20 protein-coding genes are annotated in these 23,521 nt (G+C 69.7%); 11 read left to right on the top strand and 9 right to left on the bottom strand.

Translation table 11 applies throughout. The annotated features are described in order from the left end of the window. The first annotated feature begins 68 nt into the window (after positions 1–68). Genes ACFWF2_RS18740 through ACFWF2_RS18730 form a run of 3 tightly spaced genes read left to right on the top strand, consistent with a single transcriptional unit; the run spans position 69 to position 2,812 of the window. Positions 69–1,490 carry a M20/M25/M40 family metallo-hydrolase gene (locus tag ACFWF2_RS18740; RefSeq protein WP_379308695.1) on the top strand — a complete coding sequence of 474 codons (1,422 nt, stop codon included), beginning with the start codon at positions 69–71 and terminating at the stop codon, positions 1,488–1,490. Further along, a complete protein-coding gene (locus ACFWF2_RS18735) occupies positions 1,487–2,323 on the top strand; it encodes an alpha/beta hydrolase (protein ID WP_379308694.1) in 837 nt (278 codons plus the stop codon). The genes ACFWF2_RS18740 and ACFWF2_RS18735 overlap by 4 nt, the downstream gene beginning before the upstream one ends. Positions 2,324–2,347: 24 nt before the next feature. Further along, positions 2,348–2,812, top strand: coding sequence for a 6,7-dimethyl-8-ribityllumazine synthase (locus ACFWF2_RS18730; protein ID WP_189033237.1), 465 nt, complete (start codon positions 2,348–2,350; stop codon positions 2,810–2,812). Positions 2,813–2,888: 76 nt separating this feature from the next. On the opposite strand, the gene ACFWF2_RS18725 is transcribed toward ACFWF2_RS18730, so the two are convergent. Continuing rightward, the gene (locus ACFWF2_RS18725) at positions 2,889–4,337 is read right to left on the bottom strand and encodes a metallopeptidase (protein WP_379308693.1); all 1,449 of its coding nucleotides are present in this window, start codon (positions 4,335–4,337) and stop codon (positions 2,889–2,891) included. A gap of 75 nt (positions 4,338–4,412) precedes the next feature. After that, positions 4,413–5,363, bottom strand: coding sequence for an endonuclease/exonuclease/phosphatase family protein (locus ACFWF2_RS18720; RefSeq protein ID WP_379308692.1), 951 nt, complete (start codon positions 5,361–5,363; stop codon positions 4,413–4,415). A gap of 90 nt (positions 5,364–5,453) precedes the next feature. Here ACFWF2_RS18720 and ACFWF2_RS18715 point away from each other — a divergent pair, with 90 nt between their 5' ends. Beyond that, complete coding sequence (locus tag ACFWF2_RS18715) at positions 5,454–5,735, top strand: hypothetical protein (RefSeq protein ID WP_379308691.1); 282 nt, start codon at positions 5,454–5,456, stop codon at positions 5,733–5,735. On the opposite strand, the gene ACFWF2_RS18710 is transcribed toward ACFWF2_RS18715, so the two are convergent. Both ACFWF2_RS18710 and ACFWF2_RS18705 read right to left on the bottom strand, forming a co-directional pair. After that, positions 5,732–8,245 (bottom strand): DUF262 domain-containing protein, encoded by a 2,514-nt coding sequence (locus ACFWF2_RS18710; RefSeq protein WP_379308690.1) that lies wholly within the window; start codon positions 8,243–8,245, stop codon positions 5,732–5,734. The two genes, ACFWF2_RS18715 and ACFWF2_RS18710, sit on opposite strands and share 4 nt — an antisense overlap. A 112-nt stretch (positions 8,246–8,357) precedes the next feature. Then, positions 8,358–9,380 carry a hypothetical protein gene (locus tag ACFWF2_RS18705; protein WP_379308689.1) on the bottom strand — a complete coding sequence of 341 codons (1,023 nt, stop codon included), beginning with the start codon at positions 9,378–9,380 and terminating at the stop codon, positions 8,358–8,360. A gap of 221 nt (positions 9,381–9,601) precedes the next feature. Between ACFWF2_RS18705 and ACFWF2_RS18700 the strand changes: the two genes are divergently transcribed. Next, positions 9,602–9,805 carry a cold-shock protein gene (locus ACFWF2_RS18700; RefSeq protein ID WP_056821080.1) on the top strand — a complete coding sequence of 68 codons (204 nt, stop codon included), beginning with the start codon at positions 9,602–9,604 and terminating at the stop codon, positions 9,803–9,805. 56 nt (positions 9,806–9,861) lie between these two features. Here the strand turns inward: ACFWF2_RS18700 and ACFWF2_RS18695 are convergent, their stop codons facing one another. The 3 genes from ACFWF2_RS18695 to ACFWF2_RS18685 form a co-directional block, all read right to left on the bottom strand. Beyond that, entirely contained in the window at positions 9,862–12,873 is a 3,012-nt protein-coding gene (locus tag ACFWF2_RS18695; RefSeq protein ID WP_379308688.1) for a bifunctional [glutamine synthetase] adenylyltransferase/[glutamine synthetase]-adenylyl-L-tyrosine phosphorylase, read from the bottom strand. Between the two features lie 59 nt (positions 12,874–12,932). Beyond that, positions 12,933–14,270 (bottom strand): glutamine synthetase family protein, encoded by a 1,338-nt coding sequence (locus tag ACFWF2_RS18690; RefSeq protein ID WP_379308687.1) that lies wholly within the window; start codon positions 14,268–14,270, stop codon positions 12,933–12,935. A gap of 122 nt (positions 14,271–14,392) precedes the next feature. Next, the gene (locus ACFWF2_RS18685) at positions 14,393–15,925 is read right to left on the bottom strand and encodes an alpha/beta hydrolase (protein ID WP_379308686.1); all 1,533 of its coding nucleotides are present in this window, start codon (positions 15,923–15,925) and stop codon (positions 14,393–14,395) included. 203 nt (positions 15,926–16,128) lie between these two features. Between ACFWF2_RS18685 and panB the strand changes: the two genes are divergently transcribed. From panB to ACFWF2_RS18660, 5 genes are all read left to right on the top strand, one after another. Next, a complete protein-coding gene (gene panB, locus ACFWF2_RS18680; protein WP_379308685.1) occupies positions 16,129–16,998 on the top strand; it encodes a 3-methyl-2-oxobutanoate hydroxymethyltransferase in 870 nt (289 codons plus the stop codon). 201 nt (positions 16,999–17,199) lie between these two features. Continuing rightward, positions 17,200–18,162, top strand: coding sequence for a prolyl aminopeptidase (gene pip / locus ACFWF2_RS18675; protein WP_379308684.1), 963 nt, complete (start codon positions 17,200–17,202; stop codon positions 18,160–18,162). 4 nt (positions 18,163–18,166) lie between these two features. After that, a complete protein-coding gene (locus ACFWF2_RS18670; protein WP_379308683.1) occupies positions 18,167–19,024 on the top strand; it encodes a CHAD domain-containing protein in 858 nt (285 codons plus the stop codon). 99 nt (positions 19,025–19,123) lie between these two features. Continuing rightward, entirely contained in the window at positions 19,124–20,521 is a 1,398-nt protein-coding gene (locus ACFWF2_RS18665; protein WP_379308682.1) for a sensor histidine kinase, read from the top strand. Between the two features lie 14 nt (positions 20,522–20,535). Next, positions 20,536–21,177 (top strand): LuxR C-terminal-related transcriptional regulator, encoded by a 642-nt coding sequence (locus ACFWF2_RS18660; protein ID WP_379308719.1) that lies wholly within the window; start codon positions 20,536–20,538, stop codon positions 21,175–21,177. A gap of 59 nt (positions 21,178–21,236) precedes the next feature. On the opposite strand, the gene ACFWF2_RS18655 is transcribed toward ACFWF2_RS18660, so the two are convergent. Together ACFWF2_RS18655 and ACFWF2_RS18650 are read right to left on the bottom strand one after the other, a co-directional pair. Further along, positions 21,237–22,676 carry an RNB domain-containing ribonuclease gene (locus ACFWF2_RS18655; protein ID WP_379308681.1) on the bottom strand — a complete coding sequence of 480 codons (1,440 nt, stop codon included), beginning with the start codon at positions 22,674–22,676 and terminating at the stop codon, positions 21,237–21,239. 20 nt (positions 22,677–22,696) lie between these two features. Next, entirely contained in the window at positions 22,697–23,029 is a 333-nt protein-coding gene (locus ACFWF2_RS18650; protein WP_379308680.1) for a hypothetical protein, read from the bottom strand. Between the two features lie 192 nt (positions 23,030–23,221). Between ACFWF2_RS18650 and ACFWF2_RS18645 the strand changes: the two genes are divergently transcribed. After that, positions 23,222–23,521, top strand: a 300-nt coding sequence (locus ACFWF2_RS18645) for a hypothetical protein (protein WP_379308679.1), incomplete at its 3' end; no start/stop codon positions are given.

The following is a 23,521-nucleotide window of genomic DNA, read 5'->3' as shown; positions in this document are numbered from 1 at the left end:
CGACACGAATACGGCGATTCGGACGCCTTCGGCGGCGAACGGGGCGAGCACGGGCAAGAATGCCTAGGATGCGCCCGATCACCGAGAACCCGGCCAGCTCCCCCGTCTCCGACGGCGTCGACGACGAGGTCGCCGAGCGCTTGGCCGCGGCCCTGCGGTGCGTGACCGTCTCGACCGAGGATCCCGCGCACACCGCCGACGCGGAGTTCGCCCGGCTGGCCGAGCACCTCGAGGCCTCGTTCCCGCGGGTACACGCAGAGCTGACCGTGACCACCTTCGGCCGCAGCAGGCTCTACCGCTGGGACGGCGCCGAGCCAGGGCACGCCTCGGCGATCCTGCTGGCCCACCAGGACGTGGTCCCGGTCGACGATCCGCAGCGCTGGACCCATCCCCCGTTCGCCGGTGTCGTCGACGCGGAGTTCATCTGGGGCCGGGGCGCGATCGACGACAAGAGCCGGGTGCTCGCCGTGCTGGAGGCTGTCGAGTGGGCGCTCGGCACGGGAATCCGTCCGCGGCGCACCGTCTATCTGGCCTTCGGTCACGACGAGGAGGTCTTCGGCGACGGCGGCGCGGTCCGGATGGCCGAGCACCTGCGCGCCGAGGGGGTGCGCGCCGATCTGCTGCTCGACGAGGGCGGGGTGATCACCGAGGGCGTCGCCGACGGGGTCGACCGGCCGGTGGCCAGCATCATGCTCGGCGAGAAAGGCTATGCGACGGTGCGGCTTTCGGTCACCGAGACCGGCGGGCACTCGTCGATGCCTGGCAAGCAGACCGCGGTCGGGCGGATCGCGCGCGCCGTCGCGCGGGTGCAGGACCATCCGATGCCGTTGCGGCTGACCCCGGTGATCACCGACATGCTCGCCCGGATGCGGGTCGCCCTGCCCGAACCGCGGCGTAAGCTGCTCGAATTCACCGAGACGCGTGGCCTGTCCACGCTGGCGGGGCCGCTCGTCGCGCGCATACTGGCGGCGGGCCCGACCACGGAGGCCTTGGTCCGCACGACGACCGCGCCGACGGTGATCCGGGGCGGCGTGAAGGCCAATGTGCTGCCGCAGAGCGCCGAGGCGCTGGTGAATTTCCGGATCCTGCCCGGTGATTCGGTGTCGGCGGTGCTCGCGCACTGCCGCCGGGTGATCCGCGACATCGGCGTGGCGATCGACCTGGTCGGGCCCGCGTCGGAACCCTCGCAGGTCACCGGCCCCGGTCCCGCGTTCGACCTGATCGCCGAGCTCGCCACCGGCGTGGTCCCCGGCATCGTGACGACCACCGGGATCGTGCCGGGCGCCACCGATTCCCGGCACTACGACGGCCTGGCGCTGACCCGCTGCAACTTCGCGCCGATCGTGCTGACCGCGGCCGACCTGGAACGGATCCACGGAACCGACGAGCGGATCTCCCGGCTCAACTACGCTCGACTGATCGAGTTCAACCGGCGCCTGCTCGAGCGGCTCGCGGTGGCGCCGGACCCCGAAGGAGGAGCGCAGCGATGACGACGGACACGGGCGAATTCGCCGGCAACGGCGGCCGGATCTCGTGGCGCGCCTGGCAACCCGAGACGGCGCCGCGCGGGGTGGTCGTGCTCGTGCACGGCATCGCCGAGCACTCGGGGCGCTACGAGTACGTGGGCGACAAGCTCGCCGCGGCCGGATTCGCGGTGTACGCGCTCGACCACGTCGGGCACGGCCTGTCGGAGGGCGCCGCGGCCAATATCGGGTCGATGCACGCCGCCGCCGACAATGTCGCGACGCTGCTCGATCTCGCAGGCACGGCCCATCCCGGGGTGCCGCGCTTCCTGCTCGGGCATTCGATGGGCAGCCTGGTGGTGCTGCATCTGGCCACTCGCGGGCCGGTCGACGTGGCCGGGATCGTCCTGTCGGCACCCCCGCTCGACATCCCGCTCGGCAATCCGGTGCAGCGCCTGGCCGCCCCGCTGCTGACCAGGTTCGCCCCGAATCTCGGTGTGCTGACCCTGGATTCGTCGACGATCAGCCGCGACCCCGAGGTGGTGCGGGCCTATGACGACGACCCGCTGGTGTTCCGCGGCAAGCTGCCCGCACGCACCGCGGTGGAGATCCTGCAGCACACCGCGCTGGTGAAGCAGCGTCTCGGCGCGCTCACCCCGCCGCTGCTGGTGCTGCACGGCACCGCCGACACCATCGCCGCGCCGTCGAGCTCGGACCTGCTCGAACGCGACACCGGCTCGGCCGACGTGACGGTGCTGCGCTACCCGGGGCTGTTCCACGAGGTGTTCAACGAACCCGAGCGCGATCAGGTCATCGGTGACGTCACCGACTGGCTCTCCCGGCATATTACCGACGAGTAACTTATAACCTAGTAGACTCCGCCCATGGGAACCACGTCTACCGGCGCCGTCGCCTTCATCCGCGCCAGCTGGCACAGCTCCATCGTCACCAAGGCTCACGAGGGCTTCCTCGCCGAATACGCCGGCCTGGGGTTCGACCCCGCCGTCGTCGAGGTGTTCGACGTCCCCGGTGCCTTCGAGATCCCGCTACACGCCCAGCGCCTGGCCCGCACCGGCCGCTACGAGGCGATCGTGGCCGCCGCGCTGGTCGTCGACGGCGGCATCTACCGCCACGACTTCGTCGCCACCGCGGTGATCGACGGGCTGATGCGCGTGCAGCTCGACAACGACGTGCCGGTGTTCTCGGTGGTGCTCACCCCGCACCACTTCCACGAGCACAGCGAGCACGTCGACTACTACACCAACCACTTCGTGACAAAGGGAGCCGAGGCTGCCCGCGCGGTGGCGAACACCCTCAGCTCCCTGCGGTCACTGCCCGCCGCGCGCTGACGGTATTGATGGTCAGCTCCGCGAGGGCCTACGTGGTCACGCTGCGCTACCGCCTCCGGCCCGCCGTCTCCGCTGACTACTTGAACTGGGTCAGGCAGGCCTGTTCGCCGTCGAGGACGCCGGTGCGGAACGCCTCGAGGCGCTGATAGCCGCTCGGCACCACCTTGCCGTTGACGTCGGCGGCCGCGAGGCCGTCGGCGAGCAGACCCGACACGGCCTCGTCGAGGTCGCCTGCCGACAGGCGCGGATCACTGCTCGGCTCACTGAGTTTCGTGGTCAGCGCACCGGACAGGCACGCGGTGCGCAGGCCTGCCGACTCGGCGCCGGTCAGTGACAGCTTGCGATCCTGCTGCACCGCGAGGGCGTAGCGGGACACGAAGACCACCGCGGCGTTGTAGTCGCCGGTGACCACCGCGGACAGCGGCTCCTCCTTGCCAGTGGCACCCTCGCCCGCGCGCTTGGCCATGGCGGGCAGGTCGGTGCCGATGGTGTTGCTTCCCGGGCAGTACGACACCGGTTCGGTCGTGGTGGTCGAGGAGCAGTTGCGGGTGACGCCCGCGTAGTCGAACTTCGGCGCGTTCTTCACCGGCATCGACTTGCCCAGCTGGGTGGCCAGCGAGCTCAGGGTCTCCTGGTTCACCGGCAGCTGCTCATCGCGCTCGCCGTCCTCGAAGGTGACGGGCAGACCGCCCCGGCGCTTGTCGATCTCGGCCTTGTTGATGCCCTTGCAGGACCCCGCGCCCTCGGTGTACCCCATCTGCACCGCGGTGACCCGCTCGAACGCCGAACCGTGCACGGCGTCGGGATCATTGGGGTCGCGGTCGCGCACGGCGACGGTCGCGCCGAGCACGCCGTTGAGGCCGTCGGTGGTGTTGAGGGTGAAATGCTTGGAGTTGCCCTCGGCGACGTGGCGCAGGAAGACACCGGCCAGGCAGTCGGCCTGCTGTTCCTTCACCAGGGCGTCGGTGAGGAAGCCGCGCAGCAGGTCGGCCTGGGACTGGATGGCGTGGCCGTACTCGTGGGCCAGCACCATCACCACCGACATCTCCTTGTACTTGTCGACCAGCAGCGGCAGCAGGACCGAACGGTCCCAGCCGATGGTGTGGTCGAGCGGGCAGTACGCGGCGTTGATGAGCTTGTAGGTGCTGCTCTTGCAGAACTGCACCGATTCCGACTCCGGCGCCTTCGCCGACCACGAGATGTACTTCGAGGCGGGCTTGAAGTTGCCGCGGAACGTCTTGGAATACTCGGTCTGCCAATACTCTTCGATATCGGCGATGGCGTTGAGCGCGAGCTTGTCGATCTTGCCGTTGTCGCCGTTCTCGGCCTTCTTGTCGGTGTCGGGCACCCCGGGGCGCGATCCGCTCGGCCCGCTGTTCGACGTCGCGCCCGCCACCTCCCACGGGTTGTCCATGGTCGGCACCGCCTGGTCGCTGGCGACCGTTGTCGTCGTGCATCCGGATACGAGCATGCCGACGCTCACCAGTGCCGCGGCCACGGCAATTCCCCATCGATGTCTGATCATCCGCTGTTCCTCCCCGGAAAAGACGCGGACGCCTGGCGGTCCGCTGTCGAGCGCTCACATGGTAGACGAGATCGGTCAGCTGTCCATCCGCACCGAAGCCAGCACCGCGCGGTGATCGGTGCCGGGGATGGTGAGCGTGCGAACCTGTTGCGCCACACCACCTGCGACGAGAACGTGATCGATGCCGATCACCGGTCCCCACCGCCGATCCGCGGGGAAGGTGAGCAGGATGCCGTCGCCGGTCTGGGCGGCCGCCGACGCGAAAGGACCGTCGAGCAGGGCGCGGTAGGCCGAATGATCGTGGGTGGCATTGAAATCCGCGCCGACGATCGCGGGCGCGCTGGTTCCAGCGAGGATCTCGTCGACCCGGCGCATCTCCGCCGACCACGCGGCGAAGTCGAGGTTCGGCGGGATCGGATGGAAGGCGAAGACCGAGATCGGGCCGCGCTGTGGATGTTCCATCGTCGCGGAGATATTGCTCATGATGAAGCCGTCGTATTTCTCGGTGTCGCGCAACGGGTATCGGCTGTAGATGCCCGTGCCCCCGCCGCCGGACTGCGCGGGTTCCAGGTAGGTGTAGGGCAGCAGGTCTGTCAGTCCGGCGGCGCGCAGGCGCTCGATCGCGCCGACGGTCAACTCCTCGGTGGTGAGCACGTCGACGTCGTTGTCCCGCACGGCCGCGACCACCGCGGCGGTGTCGGCCTGGCCGAACAGCAGGTTCGACTGCAACACGACCAGTTCCGGCCCAGCGGCCGCGCGGCTCTCCGGAATGTAGGACGGCGCCACCAGCCACAGCGCGCCGACCAGCACCACCACCCCGGCGACCGCGCTCCGCCAGCTCCGCGCGATCAGCAGCAAGATCGACCCGACGACCGCGCCGAGCATCAACCACATCGCCCCCGAGGCCAGCAACACCATCGACCGCTGCGACCAGTTCCCGACATGCAACACGATCCCGGCCACCGCCGTGATCACTGCGCCCCACCCCAGGACGAGCAAGGCCCATTCCATCCATTCACGCATCATGCGGTCACCCTATGCAGCCGACATTGCGGCCCACTTATGGTGATCTTGAGAGATTTCTGTGGGGCATACACTGGCGCGGAAGGAGGCGGCATGTACATCGAGGAATTCACGGCGGCAGGCCCGCTCACCGAGGCAGCGGTCGAGGAGCTGATGACAGTCGCGGGCCGCTACACCTCCGCGCTCACCCTGACCGTCGCCGACCGCACCATCCAGCTGCCGGTGCTCCCCGTGTGCTGGACCGAACTCCCGCTCCGCGCGGGCACGGCGGTCACGGTCGAAGCCGCCCGCGGCTATCGCCCGGTCGGCACCGAGGACCGCGCCGCCCTGCGTGACTTCGTCACCACGTTCCAGCGCGCGACCGCAACGCCCTAGAGCGGTAGCCCCGCCTCGATCCAGTTGTAGGCCTGGATCTTCCGGGAGGCGGGATCGTTGACGACCTGGTTGATGAGGTCGTTGATCTGGTCGGTGGACAGGGGGTAGCCGTAGTGTTCGGCGGCGCCCGCCGAGGCCCAGAGGGACGCGAACAGGCCGGGACCGCCGAGGAGGTGGGCCAGAGCGGTGGCGACATCCTCGACCACCTCGATGACGCCGTGGACCAGGGCGATCGCGATGTCCTCGTCGCCGGGGGCGGCGCCGGGTGCCAGTGCACCGGATTCCACGGCGCGCCGGGCCAGCCATTCGCGAGGCACCAGCGGAGCGGGACCGATGGCGTCGCCGAGGTAGTAGCGCCACTCCCCCGGATTGCCCTGGTCGAAGGCGTGGATGTAGAAGGTGCGGGTCAGCGCCCACAGGGCGATGTAGCGCAGGGCGACCTGTTCGGGCTCCAGTGCCGCGTCGGCGCCGTCGGCCCGGTCGCGCTCGAGCTGGTTCCAGGCGAAGCGGAACCAGACCTGCTCGGAGTTGCCGACCCAGGTGGCGGGCAGGCGGTCGGCCAGTGCGGCGACGTCGGCGGCGGGGCCGTAGAGGCCGGTGTCGCCGGAGACCTCGACGCGCAGGTTGTCGACATAGCCGCGCAGGGCGTCGACGGAGGTGAACACCGCGTAGCCGAGCTGGGCGAGGCGGGTGAGGTCGGCGTTGGCCGGCTCGAGTACCAGCACCACCGGCATGCCGACGCCGGGCTGCAGGCCCTCGGGCCAGAAGGCTTCGGCGACAGCGAGTTCGCGGCCGGTCACCGGGTCGGAGACCTCGCTGTCGAGCAGCGGGAAACCGAAGCCGTCGGCGATGAGGTCGTCGACGAGCGCGTTCACCTGGTCCACCGCCGGATCGCCGATGGTCACCCCGGCGACGCCGACGGACAGCAGCGTCGGCCGGTGCAGGGTGCCGGTGCGCAACTGCTCGAGGAAGGCGTCGGCGGCCGCGGACAGCAACTTGCGCCGGGCGCGCAGGAATTCACGATAGTTCTCCACCCGCCACAGTGCCGGATCGGTCGGAATCCACTGTGAGGCGAGCACTCCCGGATGTCTGCGCTCCACCTCGGCGAGGTAGTCGGCGGGCTCGCGCTCGCCCAGTTCTGCTTCCGAGCCGGGGCTGAGGAAGCAGAAGTTGGCGATCGCGTTGATCTCGTTGCGCTCGTATCCGGCATCGCGCAGCGTGGTCTTCGGGAACAGGTAGTGCACCTGCACCGGCGAGCGCTCGCCGAACTGCTCGATGCCGAGCTCGGATCCGGTGCCCAGATCGCGCGAACCGTCCACGCGGGTCAGCAGATACAGCAGCGGATAGAACCGCGAGCCTCGGGTCGCGCCGGCGAAATCGTCGGCGCACAGGTCGAGTGAGCCGCCGCGCAGCCGCTCCAGCGAGGCGATGAGCCCGTTGATGCCGCCGCGTTCGAGGGTGTCGTAGTCCTGCTGCAGGAAGGTCTCGGTGGAACCGCTGAAGCGGCCCCACAGCGCGGAATGGATGTACCAGTACAGGACCCGGTCGCGGTGCAGGTCGTCGTCGAAGCGGCCGCCGTTGAGGAACAGCAGCCTGGTCACCACGGGAATCGCGTAGCGCCCCATGAGGACTCGGTCGTGGTCGAGGCCGAGGCGGCCCGCCACGGTGTCGAGGAAGGTGTCGACCTGGGTCGCGGTCGCGACCAGTGCCTGCTCGAACTCCGCGGGCGAGAGATCACCGAGCGCGTCGAAGTGCGCGCGGCCGTTGCCGACGGCGATCACGTTGCGCAGCAACCAGTCCAGAGTGAAGGTGTAGCCGTCCTTGTCCCAGCGGATCAGGTGGTCGCGCAGGTTGCCGCGGGCCTGCGGCCACTGCGCGCACAGCGTCGCCAGTGCCAGGTCGCCCTTGGACAGTTTGGTGCCGCCGGAGTTGACCCGGTTGAAGATGTCGACGACCTCGTCGACGGTGCGATCGGAGCCGGTGATGGTCTCGACGTTGAACTCGCGGTGGGTGATCTCGCGCAGCTTGTTCAACCGGTCGAGGTAGGCGGCGAGGGTTTCCTGCGGCACATCGGTGAACCGGGGCAGGTAGTGCACCGGGCCGTGCGCGAACAGCTCGGTGACATCGATCCAGGTCGGCGCGGTGTCACGGCCGGGGATCTGGAACTCGAAAACCTCACGGTCGACGTCGAAATGGAGTCCGGTGAACGCCACGGCGTCGCCCTCGAAGAACGACGGCGCACGGCCACGCAGGATGCCGTAGAGCGTGGTGATGCGCTGCTGACCGTCGAGCAGCAGCTGCCGCAGTCCCGACCCGCCTGCCCCGCCGCGCACGGCGATGTCCTCGGAGCCGGTTTCCCACACCAGGAGCCCGCCGACCGGGTACCCGAGATACAGCGACCGCATGAGCCCGCGCACCTGGTCCCTGTTCCACACGTAGCCGCGCTGGAATTCCGGCAGCAGCACCGCTCCGGAATCGATCTGGTCGAGCAGGGAGGACAGACGTGTCACGGCAGCCTTTCGATCGCGATCCGGTAGCGCAGGCGCTCCATCGTTGCACGAATCGTACCGACAAACACCGACGCGCCAGCGGCCGAACAGGACTCGCGGGTGGATGCTTCCGCTAGCGCGTATCCGCCACCGCGGCACGGAACGCGTCGGAGGCGTAGAACGGTGCCAGCCTGCGCCGGACCACGGTGTCGAGATAGCCACGCTCGTCGAGCGTTCCGAGCACCGAGGGGCCGAAACGCAAGGCCTCCTCGATCATGTCCTCGCGCCCGATGCCGAGCTCGGCGAGCAGTTCGGCCAGTGGGGTGTCGCCGTACTTGTCGAAGACGTGATCGATGCCCTCGTCCAGCAGCGCGTGGAAGTAGTCGGTGTCGCGGAAGGTGCGCCAGAACTCGAAGGTGAGGACGACGGCGTCTTCCACGTCGTTGGCCGAGACCAGGTCGCGGAAGGAGCCGACCGCGTCGCCGGTGTGCTTGCGCCAGGTCTCGCGGGCGGCGTCGAGCAGGACGTCGTCGGCGTCGTTGCGGTTGCCGCGCAACACGAATCGCGCACCGGTGCGGGTGAGGCGGCCGACGCCGTTCTCGATCGCGGGCAGCGCGGGTTCGGCCAGCCGGGCGAGCGCGCCGCGCAGCGACTGCGCCAGCCCGCCGCCGTCGGCGTGCCTGCCCTCGTCGACCGCGGTGACGACAGCGCGCTGCACGGCTTCGACGCAGGCGTCGACGGTGACCGGGCTGTTGAGCACGAGCCGCACCAGCCGGTGTGCGACCTCCATGTCGGCCACGGCCGAGACCAGCTCGTCGAAGCGACGGTTGTCCACGACATCGCCGACCGGGATCTCGTCCTGGGCGCGATGGTTGTACAGCCGGGCGGCGATCTCGCCGACCAGTTCGGGGATCGCGCCCTCGACCGGGATCTGCACCGCGTACTTGTGCGCGACGTCCTTGATCTGGTCACGCGTGACGGCCTCGGCCAGCGTCAGCTCCTGCGCCTCGGCGAGCAGGCCGTCCACCTCGTCGACGACGAGCTCGCGAAAACCCGCGGGCTGCAGCAGCTGGTCCTTGGTGAATGCGACATGCGCGTCGAGCACCCGCAAGGCCAGGTCGACGTGTCCGAAGCGCTCATCGTTCGTCTCACCCATGTCGCCCAGATTGGCATACCGCGCGACGAGATGTGACCTCGGCGCGCACAACCGCGATCCCCGGCTCCGACACGCCGTGTGTCGCCGCAGACTCCGCCCAGATCACGGTGTGATCAAGCCGCGCGCGCAGTTTGTCGATGAGTATGGCATACTAGGTTGCTGAGACTGGGCTGATCACAGAGATCGCCATGGCTCATCTACGGAAAAGACTTTTAAACACCATGACTCAAGGCACTGTTAAGTGGTTCAACGGCGAGAAGGGCTTCGGCTTCATCGCCCAAGACGGAGGCGGCCCCGACGTCTTCGTGCATTACTCCGCCATCGGCGGCTCGGGCTTCAAGTCCCTCGAAGAGGGTCAGCGGGTGGAGTTCGAGGTCGGCCAGGGCCAGAAGGGCCCGCAGGCCCAGGACGTCCGCGCCATCTGATTTCAGCGTGAGCTAGAAAGGCCCCGCACCCTTGGTGTGGGGCCTTTCTCATGCCCTCATCCCCCGAAGACCCGCTCCACCACCGCTTTCGCGCGACGGGTGATGCGCATGTAATTGTCGAGGAACTCGCTGCCGTCGTCGGTGGGCCAGCCCGCCACCCGCGCGACCGCCGATAGTAGACGGCCCGGGCCGGGGAGCTGATCGGTCGGCTTGCCCTTGACGAGGACAAGCGCGTTGCGGGCCGCGGTGGCGGTGATCCACGATTCACGCAGCAGCGCAACGTCTTCGGGCTCGAGGATGCCCTCGGCCTCGATGACGTCGAGCGATTGCAGCGTCGAGGTGTTGTGCAGGGCCGGCACTTCGTGGGCGTGGCGCAACTGCAGCAGTTGCACGGTCCATTCGATGTCGGCCAGGCCGCCGCGACCCAGCTTGGTGTGCGTGGCGGGGTTGGCGCCGCGCGGCAGCCGCTCGGCGTCGACGCGGGCCTTGATGCGGCGGATCTCGCGGACCGCATCGGCCGACACCCCACCCGCCGGGTACCGGATCGGGTCGATGACGTGCAGGAATCGCACGCCGAGGTCCTGATCTCCCGCCACCTGGTGCGCGCGCAGCAGCGCCTGCACCTCCCACGGCTGGGCCCATTGGTCGTAGTAGGCCTGATAGGCCGCCAGGGTGCGGACAAGGGCGCCGTTGCGGCCCTCCGGCCGCAATCCCGCGTCGACCTGCAGCGGCGGATCGGTGCTCGGCGCGCCGAGCAGCCGCTGCACCTTCTCGGCGATGCCGACGGCCCACTTCACGGCCGTGGTCTCGTCCTCGCCGGGCCGCGGGTCGCAGACGAACAGCACATCGGCGTCGGAGCCATAGCCGAGCTCCATGCCGCCGAGCCTGCCCATGCCGATCACCGCGAAGTCGGCGGGCGCGGGCGCGCCCCGCTCGGCCTCCGACGCCCGGATGACCGCGCTGAGCGAGGCCTCGAGCACCGCCACCCACACCGAGGACAGCGCGGCGCACACCTGCGGCACGTCGAGCATGCCGAGCAGATCGGCCGAGGCGACGCGGGCCAGCTCGTGCCTGCGCAGCGAACGGGCCGCCGCGACAGCGCGATTCGGGTCGTCGTAGCGGGCCGCCGCGGTCTGGATGCCGCGGGCCACGTCCTCCGGTTGCGGGCCGAGCAGCTGCGGGCCGCCCGGTCCGTCGGCGTACATGCGAATCGTCTCGGGGGCGTTGATCAGCAGGTCTGGCAGGTACTCCGAGGAACCGAGCACGATCATCAGGCGCTGGGCGATGGCCCCTTCGTCACGCAGTTCGCGCAGGAACCAGATCTGGTCGTCGAGGCCCTCGGACACCCGGCGGTAGGCGAGCAGGCCCGCGTCGGGATTCGGTGTGTCACCGAGCCATTCGAGCAGAGTCGGCAGCAGCAGCGCCTGGATGCGGCCCTTGCGGGAGACACCACCGGTGAGTGCCTTGAGATGTCCGAGCGCGTTGGCGGGGGCGCCGTAACCGAGGGCGGCGAGCTGGCGGACGGCGGCATCGGGGCTCAGCCGCAGCGCGTCGGAGTCGAGCCGGGCGACCGCCTCGAGCAGCGGGCGGTAGAACAGCTTGGCGTGCAGGCGCCGCACCCGCAGGGAATTGCGGCGGATGTCGGTCTCGAGCACGCCGACCGCGTCCTGGCGGCCGTCCGGGCGGATGTGGGCGGCGCGGGCCAGCCAGCGCATGCCCTCCTCGTCGTCGGCGGCGGGCAGGGTGTGGGTGCGCTTGAGCCGCTGCAACTGCAGGCGGTGCTCGAGCAGGCGCAGGAATTCGTAGGAGGCGGTGAGATTGGCGGCGTCGTCGCGGCCGACGTAGCCGCCCGCCGCCAGCGCGGTGAGCGCCTCGACGGTATTGGTGGCGTGCAGCGAGTCGTCGACCCGCCCGTGCACCAATTGCAGCAGCTGCACGGCGAATTCGACATCGCGCAGGCTGCCCGCGCCGAGTTTGAGTTCGCGCTCGCGCAGGTCGGCGGGGACCAGGTCTTCCACCCGGCGGCGCATCGCCTGCACGTCGGCGACGAAGTCGGGACGTTCCGAGGCGGTCCACACCATCGGCATCAGCGCGTCGCGGTACTGCTGCCCGAGCTCCAGATCGCCGGTCATCGGCCGGTTCTTCAGCAGCGCCTGGAATTCCCAGGTGCGGGCCCAGCGCTTGTAGTAGGCCAGGTGGGAGTCGAGCGTGCGCACCAGCGCGCCCGCCTTGCCCTCGGGACGCAGCGCCGCGTCGACCTCGAAGAAGGCCGAGCTGGCGATGCTCATCATCTCCGCGGCCAGCCGGGTCGCGGTGGCGTCGGCCGGTTCGGCGACGAACACCACGTCGACGTCGCTGACGTAGTTCAGTTCGCGCGCACCGCATTTGCCCATCGCGATCACCGCGAGGCGCACCGGCACCGGGCCGTTCTTGCACACCCGCGCGACCGCGACCGACAGCGCGGCGGTGAGCGCGGCGTCGGCCAGATCCGACAGATGCCTGCCGACCACCTGATACGGCGGCACCGGCTCGTTCTCGACGGTGGAGGCCAGATCGACCGCGGCCAGCAGCATCAGCTGATCGCGATACCTGCTGCGCAGCAACGCGATCGCCTCCGGCCCGGCGATACCGGCCCGGAACAGCATCGGCCCGGCGTTGGGCCCGGTCTCGGGTTTCGCGTCGACCGCGTCGAGCAGGTCGGCGATCAGGTCGTCGCGGTCGGGAATCCGATTCTCGCGCAGGATCTTCCACGCGGCGGGCGCCGCGACGAGATGGTCGCCGAACGCGGTCGAGGAGCCGAGCAGCCCGAACAGCCTGCCGCGCAGTGTGGTGTCGGAGCGGATCGCCGAATCCAGTTCGGTCCAGTCGTTTCCGAGTGACTCGCACAGCCGTACGAGGGTCGACAGTGCCAGGTCGGCATCGGGGGAACGCGACAGCGCCCACAGCACGGGCACGCCGTCGACGTTGTCCCAGCCGAGCTGGTGCAGGGAATCCGCCGCGGTGGGCTCGAGCAAGCCGAGCCTGCCGACGCCGGGAACAGCGGAGCGGACAGTCGGTGGCCGGACCATGTCCTAAAAGTACAGGGTCCCGGCATCGACTGCGTCACGCCCGGCGCGCCGGACGTGTGTCACAGGCTGAGGTATTCCTTGAGCTCCCACGGCGTCACCTGGCTGCGGTAATCGGCCCATTCGCGGCGCTTGTTGCGCAGGAAGAAGTCGAAGACGTGCTCACCGAGCGTCTCGGCGACCAGCTCCGAGCGCTCCATCGCCTGCAGCGCCTCGTCGAGGGTGCCCGGCAGCGAGCGGAAGCCCATGGCGCGACGCTCGGCGTCGGTCAGCGACCACACGTCGTCCTCGGCCTCGGGCGGCAGCGTGTAGCCCTTCTCGATGCCGCGCAGACCGGCGGCGAGCAGCACCGCGAAGGTCAGATACGGGTTGCAGGCCGAATCTGGGCTGCGGATCTCGACGCGCCGCGACGAGGACTTGTTCGGCGTGTACATCGGCACGCGCACCAGCGCCGAGCGGTTGGACCGGCCCCAGGAGGCCGCCGTCGGCGCCTCGCCGCCGTGGATGAGGCGCTTGTAGGAGTTCACCCACTGGTTGCTGATGGCGCTGATCTCGGGGGCGTGCTCGAGGATGCCCGCGATGAACGAGCGCGCCGTCGAGGACAGGTTCTCCGGGTCGTCGGCGTCGGCGAAGGCGTTGGACTCGCCTTCGAACAGGCTCATGTGGGTGTGCATGGCCGAGCCGGGGTACTGGGCGAACGGCTTGGGCATGAACGTGGCGCGCACGCCCTCGTCGATCGCGACCTCCTTGATGAGGTAGCGGAAGGTCATCACGTTGTCGGCCATCGACAGCGCGTCGGCGTAGCGCAGGTCGATCTCCTGCTGGCCGGGGGCGCCCTCGTGGTGGCTGAACTCCACCGAGATGCCCATCGACTCGAGCGCGTCGATGGCGTGGCGGCGGAAGTTGGGGGCCGAGTCGTGCACGGCCTGGTCGAAGAAGCCGCCGTTGTCGGCGGGCACCGGCTCGCCGTTCTTCAGGCCGTTCTCCAGCAGGAAGAACTCGATCTCGGGGTGCACGTAGCAGCTGAAGCCGACGTCGGCGGCCTTGTTGAGCTGACGGCGCAGCACGTGGCGCGGGTCGGCCCACGACGGCGAACCGTCGGGCATGGTGATGTCGCAGAACATGCGGGCGGAGTGCTGGTGGCCCTTGGAGGTGGCCCAAGGCAGCACCTGGAAGGTCGACGGATCCGGCCGCGCGACCATGTCCGCCTCGGACACGCGCGCGAAGCCTTCGATGGCCGAACCGTCGAAGCCGATGCCCTCCTCGAAGGCGCCCTCGAGCTCGGCGGGCGCGATGGCGACGGACTTCAGGTAGCCCAGCACGTCGGTGAACCAGAGACGGACGAAGCGGATGTCCCGCTCTTCGAGCGTCCGCAGCACGAATTCCTTCTGGCGATCCATACCGGCGAGCGTAAGCACCCGGCGTTAAATCCGTGTTACATACGCGGTCGTGTTGTGCTATCTCGTCACATCCTTCGCACATCTCACCCGGACTGACGGCGCGCGGTGCGCCGCGGTATCGGTCAGCAGGTGAGTCCGGCACCGGGCGCGGCGAGGTCGACCAGGTAGTCGATCACCGCGTCGTCGACGCAGCGGTCGCCCGCGACCAAGGCGGCGGTGTGCCGGTTACCGCGGAAGGTGATCAGCTCGGCGCCCAGCTGGGCGGCCAGGTCGACACCGGCCTGGTACGGCGTCGCGGGGTCGTCGGTGGTGGAGACGACGACCGTCGTCGGCAGGCCCTGCGCCGACACCCGGTGGGGTGTGCTGGTGTTGGGCACCGGCCAGGAGGCGCAGAGTTCGAGCGGGGCGGCGCCGGTGCCCTTGCCGTCGTCGAGGAAGGGCGCGGCCTTGCGGTACTCGGCGTCCTGGCGGGCGACGACCGCGGGATCGGTGATCCGGGGATCGTCGACGCAGCGGATGGCGTTGAAGGCGTCCTGGATGTTGGCGTAGGTGCCGTCCTCGCGGCGGCCGTCGTACATGTCGGCCAGCTGCAACAACGTGTCGCCGTGTCCGTCGCGCAGTTCGGTCAGGCCCTGGGTGAGGATGTTCCACAGGTCGTCGCTGTAGAGGGCCTGCTGGACGCCGGTGATCGCGTCGCCGTAGCTGAGCCCGCGCGGATCGGTCGTCGCGGCGGGCGTGGTCTCCAGCGGGGCGACCAGTGCGCGGAACCGGGCCACCGACTGGGCCGGATCGGTGCCGAGCGGGCAGTCGGCGTTCTGCGCGCACTCGGCGGCGTAGGCATCGAACACGCCCTGGAAGCCCGCGGCCTGGCGCAGCGATTCCTGCACCGGGTCCTGGGAGGAGTCCACCGCGCCGTCGAGCACGAGCGCACGCACGTTCTGCGGGAACTTCTCGGCGTAGGCCGAGCCGAGCCGGGTGCCGTAGGAGTAGCCGAGGTAGCTCAGCTTCGGATCGCCGAGCACCGCGCGCATCACGTCCATGTCCTGGACGACCTCGCGGGTGCCGACATGGGTGAGCAGCTCGGTGCCGCTGCGCTCGACACAGCGGTCGGCGTACTCACGGTTGTCGGCCTCGGCCTCGGCGATGCCCGCCGGGCTGTTGTCGGTCGGCGGCTCCGCGCGTTCGGCGTCGGCCTGCTGCGGGGTCAGGCACACGATCGAGGGCAGCGAGGACCCGACGCCGCGCGGATCGAAGCCGACCCGGTCGAATCGGTCGGCCAGTTCGGTGCGGTTGCCGACGGTGACCATCGACAGCCCGGAGACGCCGGGACCACCGGGGTTCATCAGCAGCGAGCCGAGCTTGTCACCGGTGGCCGGAATCCGCGACATCGCGATCTGGGCGGTCGGGCCGTCCGGGCGGGCGTAGTCGACGGGCACGGTGATCCGCGCGCATTCGGTCTTGGGCGGCAGCCGGTCCTCCGGACTGCCGAAGCCCTCGCACGAACCCCACTCCAGGGGCTGCTCATAGAACTGGGCCAGACCGTCGGGCGGAGGCGGCAGCTCGGCGCGGGGCGCGCTCGTCTCGGCGCTGGTGCATCCGGAGACGATCAGCGCGCACGCAGCGCCGACGAGCACGACAAACCTGCCACGCTGCACGGTGGGCCCACCTTTCCGCGCCACACGGCGCACAACTCGATGCGCCCGAACGGGCTCGCTTTCACGGTAGCCCAACCACCGCTGTGACCGATCACACCGGGACAGGCCCTTAAAGCGGCTCGGCCCGAGGTGGCACACTGGATTCGTCAGAAAAACCCGGGGACCCGGTACGGGCCTCGAGGAACCAGACGAAAGGGACGATGATGTCCGTATCCGATGAGCAGACCCCTGCCTACGGTGCCGCTCCCGCAGCCGAAGCCACCCCGACCAAGCAGCCCCGCCGCAAGACCCGCGTCCAGCATCTACAGCAGATGAAGGCCGAGGGCGAGCGCTGGTCGATGCTGACGGCCTACGACTATTCCTCCGCGCGCCTCTTCGAGGAAGCGGGCATCCCGGTCCTGCTGGTCGGCGATTCCGCCGCCAACGTCGTGTACGGCTACGACACCACCGTGCCGATCACCGTCGACGAACTGATCCCCCTGGTGCGCGGCGTCGTCCGTGGCGCGCCGCACGCGCTGGTCGTCGCCGACCTGCCCTTCGGCACCTACGAGTCCTCGCCGCAGCAGGCGCTGGCGACCGCCACCCGGTTCATGAAGGAGGGCGGCGCGCACGCGGTCAAGCTCGAGGGCGGCGAACGCGTCGCCGAGCAGATCGCGGTGATCACCGCGGCGGGTATCCCGGTGATGGCGCACATCGGTTTCACCCCGCAGAGCGTCAACACCCTCGGCGGGTTCCGGGTACAGGGCCGCGGTGACGGCGCCGAGCAGCTCATCGCCGACGCGATCGCCGTGCAGGAAGCCGGCGCGTTCTCCGTCGTCATGGAGATGGTGCCCGCCGAGCTGGCAGGCCAGGTCACCCACAAGCTGACCATCCCGACCGTCGGCATCGGCGCCGGCGCCGACTGCGACGCGCAGGTGCTGGTCTGGCAGGACATGGCCGGGTACACCAGTGGTAAGACCGCCAAGTTCGTCAAGCGCTTCGGCAATGTCGGCGACGAGCTGCGTTCGGCCGCAGCCGCGTACGCCGACGAGGTCCGCCGGGGCGTGTTCCCCGGGCCGGAACACAGCTTCTGAGATCGTGCCCGGTGATCGAGCGGTATCTCGATCACCGGGCAGTTCGCAAGCCACCGGCGACCGATCCGGCGAAGTGGCAGACTCGATGGCGACATAGTCGACACGAGTAGGGGTATCGATGCCGCATCGCCGTTGGAAGGCCCGTCCCGTGCGCGCGGGCGCGTTCACCCTGTCGAATCTCGCTGCGGGATCGGTGTTCTGATGCGCGGTCTGTACCCGGCGATCGAGCCGTTCGACAAAGGTCTGCTCGACGTCGGTGACGGGCAGTCGGTGTACTGGGAGGTCAGCGGCAACCCCGACGGCAAGCCGGTGGTGTTCGTGCACGGCGGGCCCGGCGGTGGCACCAGTCCGCTGCAACGGCGATTCTTCGACCCCGCGGTGTACCGGATCGTGCTGTTCGATCAGCGTGGATGCGGGCAGTCGGTACCGCACATCGCCGACGGCGCGAGCCTGGATGTCAACACCACCCCGCACCTGATCGCCGACATGGAACTGCTGCGCGCGCACCTCGGCATCGAACGCTGGCAGGTGTTCGGCGGTTCGTGGGGGTCCACCCTGGGCCTCGCCTACGCCCAGGCCCATCCCGAGCGGGTGACCGAGCTGGTGCTGCGCGGGATCTTCCTGTTGCGGCGCAAGGAGATCGACTGGTACTACAACGGCGCCGCGGGCAACGTGTACCCGGCCGAGTGGGCGAAATTTTTGGCCCCGGTCCCCGTCGAGGAGCGCGACGACGACCTGGTCGAGGTGTATCACCGGCTGCTGCACTCCCCCGATCCACAGGTGGCCCTCGATGCCGCCGTCGCGTGGTCGACGTGGGAAGGCGCGACGAGTTCGCTGCTGCCGCAACCGGATCGGATCGCCGAGACCGGCGAGGCGCGCTTCGCGCTGGCCTTCGCCCGGATCGAAAACCACTATTTCCGGCACGGCGGATTCCTCGACGAGGGACAGTTGCTGCGTGACCTCGATCGGATCGCGCACATCCCCGGCGTGATCGTGCAGGGCCGCCACGACATCGTGTGTCCCGCGGTGAGCGCCTGGGAACTACACCGGGCCTGGCCGGGCTCCACGCTGCACATCGTCGAGGACGCCGGGCACACCGCCCACGAACCCGGCATCACGCATCACCTGGTCGAGGCGACCGATGCGTTCGGGAAGATAGGCTGAGATCATGGCGCGCAAGGCCGGAAAAGCCGTTGTCGCGGCGCTCGGCGAGGACATCGACCGGCTGCTGGCCGCCGAACCCGACGTGCGCGCCGACGCCGACGACTCGGTGCACCAGATGCGAGTGGCCACGCGCAGGCTGCGCAGCGTCCTTCGCTCCTATCGCGACCTGTTCGACCAGCATCAGGCCGCCGCGACCGTGACCGAACTGAAGTGGCTGGCCGATCTGCTCGGCGTCGCGCGTGACGCGGAGGTGCGCGCCGCGCGGTTCCAGGATCTGCTCGCCGGGCATGACAACGTCCCCGCCGTGGTGACCGAGGCTCTGGTCGGCGCCGCACGAGACGCCTACACCGACGCGCACGCGATCGTGCTCACCGAACTCGACGGCATGCGCTACCGCCACCTGGCCGAGGTGCTGCGAGCCTGGCGGACCGATCCACCGCTGGCCGCCGACCTGGCACACGACAAGGCCCACCACGTCTTCGACAAGATCGTGCGCCACGACCGCAAGCGCCTGCGCAAACTCGTCTTCGCCGAACCGACCGCCGCACCGGCCGAGCGAGTCGAAATCCTGCACGATATCCGCAAGGGCGCCAAACGTTTACGCTATGCCTGCGAGGCGGCACACGAGGTCCTCGGAACCGGTGCCGCCGACCTCGGCACCCGCGCCAAACGTCTCCAATCGGTCCTCGGCGACCACCGCGACGCCGTCGAATCCCGCGAAGCCATCCTCGTGGCCGCCGCCGGCTCCCACGGCTCCACCGCCACCCTCTACGAACTCCTCGCCGACACCGAGGAAGCCGCCGCGGGTCGATCCCTGGCCCGCTACCCCGCCACCGCCGCCTTCGTCTCGGTCACCGGGTGAGCGACGCAGGCACTGCCGTGTGAGGTGTGGCTGGCTACACCGTCGACCCGGTGGCCAGCTCCATCGAGAACGCGGGGCGCCGCGACAACCATGAGAGTCATGACGCACACACCAGCCGAGCCGACCGTGATCATCGGCAGTCCCGGCGAGCAGACCGAGGTGGTCGACGGCCCACCGGCGGACCAGGGCCACCGCGGCGGGGTGCTCGCCACCGTGGCGCGGGCGCCCTTCCGGCTCAGGGCCTGGAAGGAGCTCGGCTACCTGATCCTGTCGTTCGTCCTCGGCTGCGTGGCCGTGTGCTACCTGTTCTTCGGTTTCGGCGGCGGGCTGTACGCGTCGATCTTCCTCGTCGGCATCCCGCTGCTGGCGGTGATCCTGCTCGGCGGCCGGGTGTGGGGGCGGATCTACCGGTCGCTCGGCGGGGCGCTGCTCGGCATCCGGGTCGAGGCGCCACCGGCCTTCGTCCGTGCGCCGGGCCTGATCGGATTCTTGAAGAGCGCGTTCACCGATCGGGTGAGCTGGCGTGCCGCACTGTTCCTGCTCGCGCAGTCCGTGCTCGGTGTGGTGGTCGGCTATATCGTCCTCGTCGTGACCGCGATGGTCGCCTTCACGGCGCTCTCCCCGATTCCGTGGCTGCTGTTCGATCCGGTCCAGGTGGACGAGAGCGGGGTCGAGCGGCACAGCCTCGTGCAGTTCGGTTCGTTCTATGTCGACACCTGGCCCCGCGCGCTGGCCATGTCCGGCATCGGCATCGCGCTGTGTTTCGCGCTGCCGTGGCTGATCCGGGGCGTCTGCTGGGTGCACGGGATGCTGATCACCCACCTGCTGGCGGCGACACCGCGAGACCGGCAGCTGGCCGAGCTGCGGGCCAGCAGACGCGCCGCGGTCGACGACGCCGCCGCGACGCTGCGCCGGGTCGAGCGCGACCTACACGACGGCACGCAGGCGCGCCTGGTCACCATCGCGATGGCCCTCGGCAGGGCCGAGGAACGCCTGGCCGCAGGCGGTGACCCCGGCGATCTCGTCGCCGAGGCCCGCGCCGGCGCCAAGGAGGCGCTGACCGAGCTGCGCGAACTGGTCCGCGGCATCCACCCGCCCGCGCTCGAACTCGGTCTCGGTCCCGCCCTGGAGACGCTCACCGCCCGCTGCGCGGTGCCGGTCGAGCTGCGCGTCCATCTGCCGCGGCGGCCGAGTCCCGCGATCGAGGCGATCGCCTATTTCTCGGTCGCCGAACTGCTCACCAATGTGGTCAAACACGCACGGGCGACGGAGATTACCGTCACGGTATCGCCCGAGGGCCTGCGCTCCCTGGCGATCGCCGTGCGCGACAATGGAATCGGTGGCGCGCGTCCTTCCGGCGCCGGCGCGGCGGGTGGCAGCGGGCTGGCCGGTCTCGCCGCCCGCGCCGAGTCCGTCGACGGCACACTCACCGTCGACAGTCCGGCAGGCGGGCCTACCGTGGTGACCATGGTGTTGCCGATGGCGGGTCCGCAGTGAGCGCGCCCCGGTCGCTGCGGGTGGTGATCGCCGAGGACAGCGCCATCCTGCGGGACGGTCTGGCCGGACTGCTGACCGAACGCGGCCACGAGGTGGTGGCGATGGTCGGTGACGCCCTGTCGTTGAGCGAGGTGGTCGGCACCCAGCAGCCCGACGTCGCGGTGGTGGACGTGCGGATGCCGCCCACGTTCACCGACGAGGGACTGCTGGCCGCGATCGAACTGCGCCGGGCGTATCCGGGCATCGGCGTGCTGGTCTTCTCCCAGTGGATCGAAACCCGGTACGCGACAGAACTTCTCGCCGCGGGCGCCGGTGGGGTCGGCTACCTGCTCAAGGATCGGGTTGCCGATGTCGCCGATTTCGTCGACGCGCTGCACCGGGTCGCGACCGGCGGTACCGCGCTCGACCCGGAGGTGGTCAAGCAGCTGATGGGCGCGTCCCGGCAGCAGGACTCGCTGGCCCGGCTCACTCCCCGCGAACGTGAGGTGCTCGAGCTCATGGCCCAGGGCCTGACGAACAGCGCGATCGCCGCGGCCATCACCGTCACCGAGCGCGCGGTCGAGAAGCACATCGGCAACATCTTCACCAAACTCGACCTGCCGCCCTCCGACACCCATCACCGCAGAGTGCTCGCGGTCCTGCGCCTGCGCGGGTGACTGGCGGGCCTAGAAGCCCTGTGAGTTGCCCTGGGTGGTCACGGTGGAGCCCGCGGCCGTCAGTGCGCAGCGTGGCCGTTGTATTCGAAGGCGATCGTCCGGGTCGCGACATCGGCCACCGCGAGGCGCACGGAGACATGTTCGCCTTCCGGCGGCTGTCCCTCGCATCGGCCGAGGATCGGGGGGTCGGCGACGAAGATCTCGGCGGGTCTGCTGCCGTTGGCCTCGCGCAGAACGAGGGCGGAGAACTCGGCGCCGATCCGGGGTGCCAGGACGGTCGCCTCGGTCAGGTCGACGCACGCCCTGTCCACCTTGTTGGCGACAGAGTCGGTGCGGCGCAGGGTTTCGGCCGCGGGGCCGAGTCCGTCGACCACCCATTGCGGCACGTCGGTACCGGCGCAGTGGGCCAGGCAGATCTCGGTGGTGAACCTGTCGGCGAGGCGGCGCAGCGGGGCCGTCACGTGGGCGTAGGGCGCGCCGATGGCGCTGTGGGTCAGCTGGTCCCCGGTCGGCTGGTCGAGGTCGCCGAGCATCGTGTAGCCGGCGCCGCGCAGCAGGCTCGTTGCCTCCGACATCAGGACCAGGCCTGCGGGGGTGTTCGCGTCGAGGCCTGCCAGCAGCCGGCCGACGGGCACGTCGGCGGGCCAGGAGACACCGAGGGCGGCCGCGGTGCGGCGCATGGACTCGATGGCGCTCTCCGGGGGCGGTGGCATGGTGCGCAGCAGGCCGATCGGGGTTCCCTTGTGCTCCAGCATGATCCGGGCCGCGCACATGCCGGTGAGCAGCGAGACCTGTTCGTTCCAGTCGTCCGCGGCGGTCCGCGGTTCCAGCTCGAGCCGCCAGTTGTCACCGTGGCGCACCACGTCCTGGGCGGGCAGGCGCAGCGAGATCGCACCCTGATCGAGTCCCGCTTCGATCCGTAGCCGCCCGAACTCGGGCAGCGCGATCAGGGACGGATGCAGCGTTCCGGCGTCGGCGGCCGCCTGCACCTGCGCGTAGTCGAATCGCTCCCGGGAGCACACCAGTGCGCGCGTCACCGAGAAGCTCTGCGGGACGGCCTTGTCGTCCAGTTCGATGGTCCACAGCGCGGCGGGGCGGTCGACACCGGGAAGCAGGCTGGCGGTGCCCTCGGACAGCACCGTCGGGTGCAGGGGAATGTTGCCGTCGGGCAGGTAGAAGGTCTGGCCGCGCGCTTCGGATTCGCGGGCGAGCGCACCGCCCGGCACGATCACGGCGCCGAGATCGGCGATCGCGTAATGCAGGGTGAAGCCGGTGGGGGTGCGTGCGATGTGCAGCGCCTGGTCCAGATCCATGGCGCTGGGCGGGTCGATGGTGACGAACTCGATCTCGGTCCGGTCGACCCTGGTACCCGCGAACGCGTCGACCGCGTCGCGGGCCTCCGAGACGGCCTCGGCAGGATAGTCCGAGGCCAGCCCGAACTCGGAACGGATGGCGCCGAAGTCGACCGGCGCCGAGACGATCCGCTGATGGAGTTCCATCCTGGCAGGTTAGCGACTGACTACTGCAGTGCCAGCATGGTGCCGTTGAGCTGATCGAACGGGCCGTACACGGTGAACGTGACCCGGCCGTTGGGAACCGACGACGACACCGCCGCCGCCGCTGCGAGCGCCTGGCCGAACGAGGCCGCCGAGGGGTGCGGCAGACCGGCGACGGTCAGACCGAACCGGGTCTGGTGGACCCAGGCGGTATCGGCCGGGCTGAGGTCGACCTGGACCCCACCCGACAGCGGGGTCACCGCGACCGCGCTCGCCGATCCGGCACCCAGCGAGGTGAATACCGCAGCGGCTCCGGCGATCAGTGCACCGGCGACAATGGAACGAACTACCCGCATGTAAATGTGACCTGCTTCCGCGATCGAATGTGATGGGCCCGCAACCGGTGGCTCGGGCCCTGCCGACGGCGATCACTCTATGACCTCGCTCACGTTCCCGGCGAGTTCCCGCGCATATTCGCCGTGGCGGTGTTTCCTCCCGTTAACCACACGGCAGGCGACTTGTTTTCTGGGGCGCTAGCATCCCGCTCCGTGAGTAGAACTTCCGCCGCCATCGCGGCCAGCGCCACCGTCTTCGCCCTGCTTCTGGCCGGCTGCAGCGACGACTCGTCCTCCACTGCCGCCTCCTCCTCGTCCGCCGCCCCGACCGCGCAGGTCGACTCGGGCAAGGCGGGCATGTTCGTGGTGAGCTACCGCAACGCGTTCCCGAAGCTGGCCGAGGGCCGCAACGACGCCGCGGTCAGCGGTGTGCTGACCCAGACCTGCGGCGAGATCAAGGCGGGCAAGCCGGAGTCCGACGTCGTCGCCTCGATCGTGCAGAGCTCCAAGAAC

The sequence above is a fragment of the Nocardia sp. NPDC060259 genome, assembly GCF_042728775.1.
In the GTDB taxonomy this organism is placed as follows: Bacteria; Actinomycetota; Actinomycetes; order Mycobacteriales; family Mycobacteriaceae; genus Nocardia.
Note: the sequence above shows the minus strand (reverse complement) of the source record. Positions and strands in the feature narration are given on the sequence as shown.

Coding starts and splice junctions, on each gene's coding strand:
- ACFWF2_RS18740 (WP_379308695.1), top strand. CDS start 69: ATGCGCCCGATCACCGAGAACCCGGCCAGCTCCCCCGTCTCCGACGGC.
- ACFWF2_RS18735 (WP_379308694.1), top strand. CDS start 1,487: ATGACGACGGACACGGGCGAATTCGCCGGCAACGGCGGCCGGATCTCG.
- ACFWF2_RS18730 (WP_189033237.1), top strand. CDS start 2,348: ATGGGAACCACGTCTACCGGCGCCGTCGCCTTCATCCGCGCCAGCTGG.
- ACFWF2_RS18725 (WP_379308693.1), bottom strand. CDS start 4,337: ATGATCAGACATCGATGGGGAATTGCCGTGGCCGCGGCACTGGTGAGC.
- ACFWF2_RS18720 (WP_379308692.1), bottom strand. CDS start 5,363: ATGATGCGTGAATGGATGGAATGGGCCTTGCTCGTCCTGGGGTGGGGC.
- ACFWF2_RS18715 (WP_379308691.1), top strand. CDS start 5,454: ATGTACATCGAGGAATTCACGGCGGCAGGCCCGCTCACCGAGGCAGCG.
- ACFWF2_RS18705 (WP_379308689.1), bottom strand. CDS start 9,380: ATGGGTGAGACGAACGATGAGCGCTTCGGACACGTCGACCTGGCCTTG.
- ACFWF2_RS18700 (WP_056821080.1), top strand. CDS start 9,602: ATGACTCAAGGCACTGTTAAGTGGTTCAACGGCGAGAAGGGCTTCGGC.
- ACFWF2_RS18695 (WP_379308688.1), bottom strand. CDS start 12,873: ATGGTCCGGCCACCGACTGTCCGCTCCGCTGTTCCCGGCGTCGGCAGG.
- ACFWF2_RS18690 (WP_379308687.1), bottom strand. CDS start 14,270: ATGGATCGCCAGAAGGAATTCGTGCTGCGGACGCTCGAAGAGCGGGAC.
- panB (WP_379308685.1), top strand. CDS start 16,129: ATGTCCGTATCCGATGAGCAGACCCCTGCCTACGGTGCCGCTCCCGCA.
- pip (WP_379308684.1), top strand. CDS start 17,200: ATGCGCGGTCTGTACCCGGCGATCGAGCCGTTCGACAAAGGTCTGCTC.
- ACFWF2_RS18670 (WP_379308683.1), top strand. CDS start 18,167: ATGGCGCGCAAGGCCGGAAAAGCCGTTGTCGCGGCGCTCGGCGAGGAC.
- ACFWF2_RS18665 (WP_379308682.1), top strand. CDS start 19,124: ATGACGCACACACCAGCCGAGCCGACCGTGATCATCGGCAGTCCCGGC.
- ACFWF2_RS18655 (WP_379308681.1), bottom strand. CDS start 22,676: ATGGAACTCCATCAGCGGATCGTCTCGGCGCCGGTCGACTTCGGCGCC.
- ACFWF2_RS18650 (WP_379308680.1), bottom strand. CDS start 23,029: ATGCGGGTAGTTCGTTCCATTGTCGCCGGTGCACTGATCGCCGGAGCC.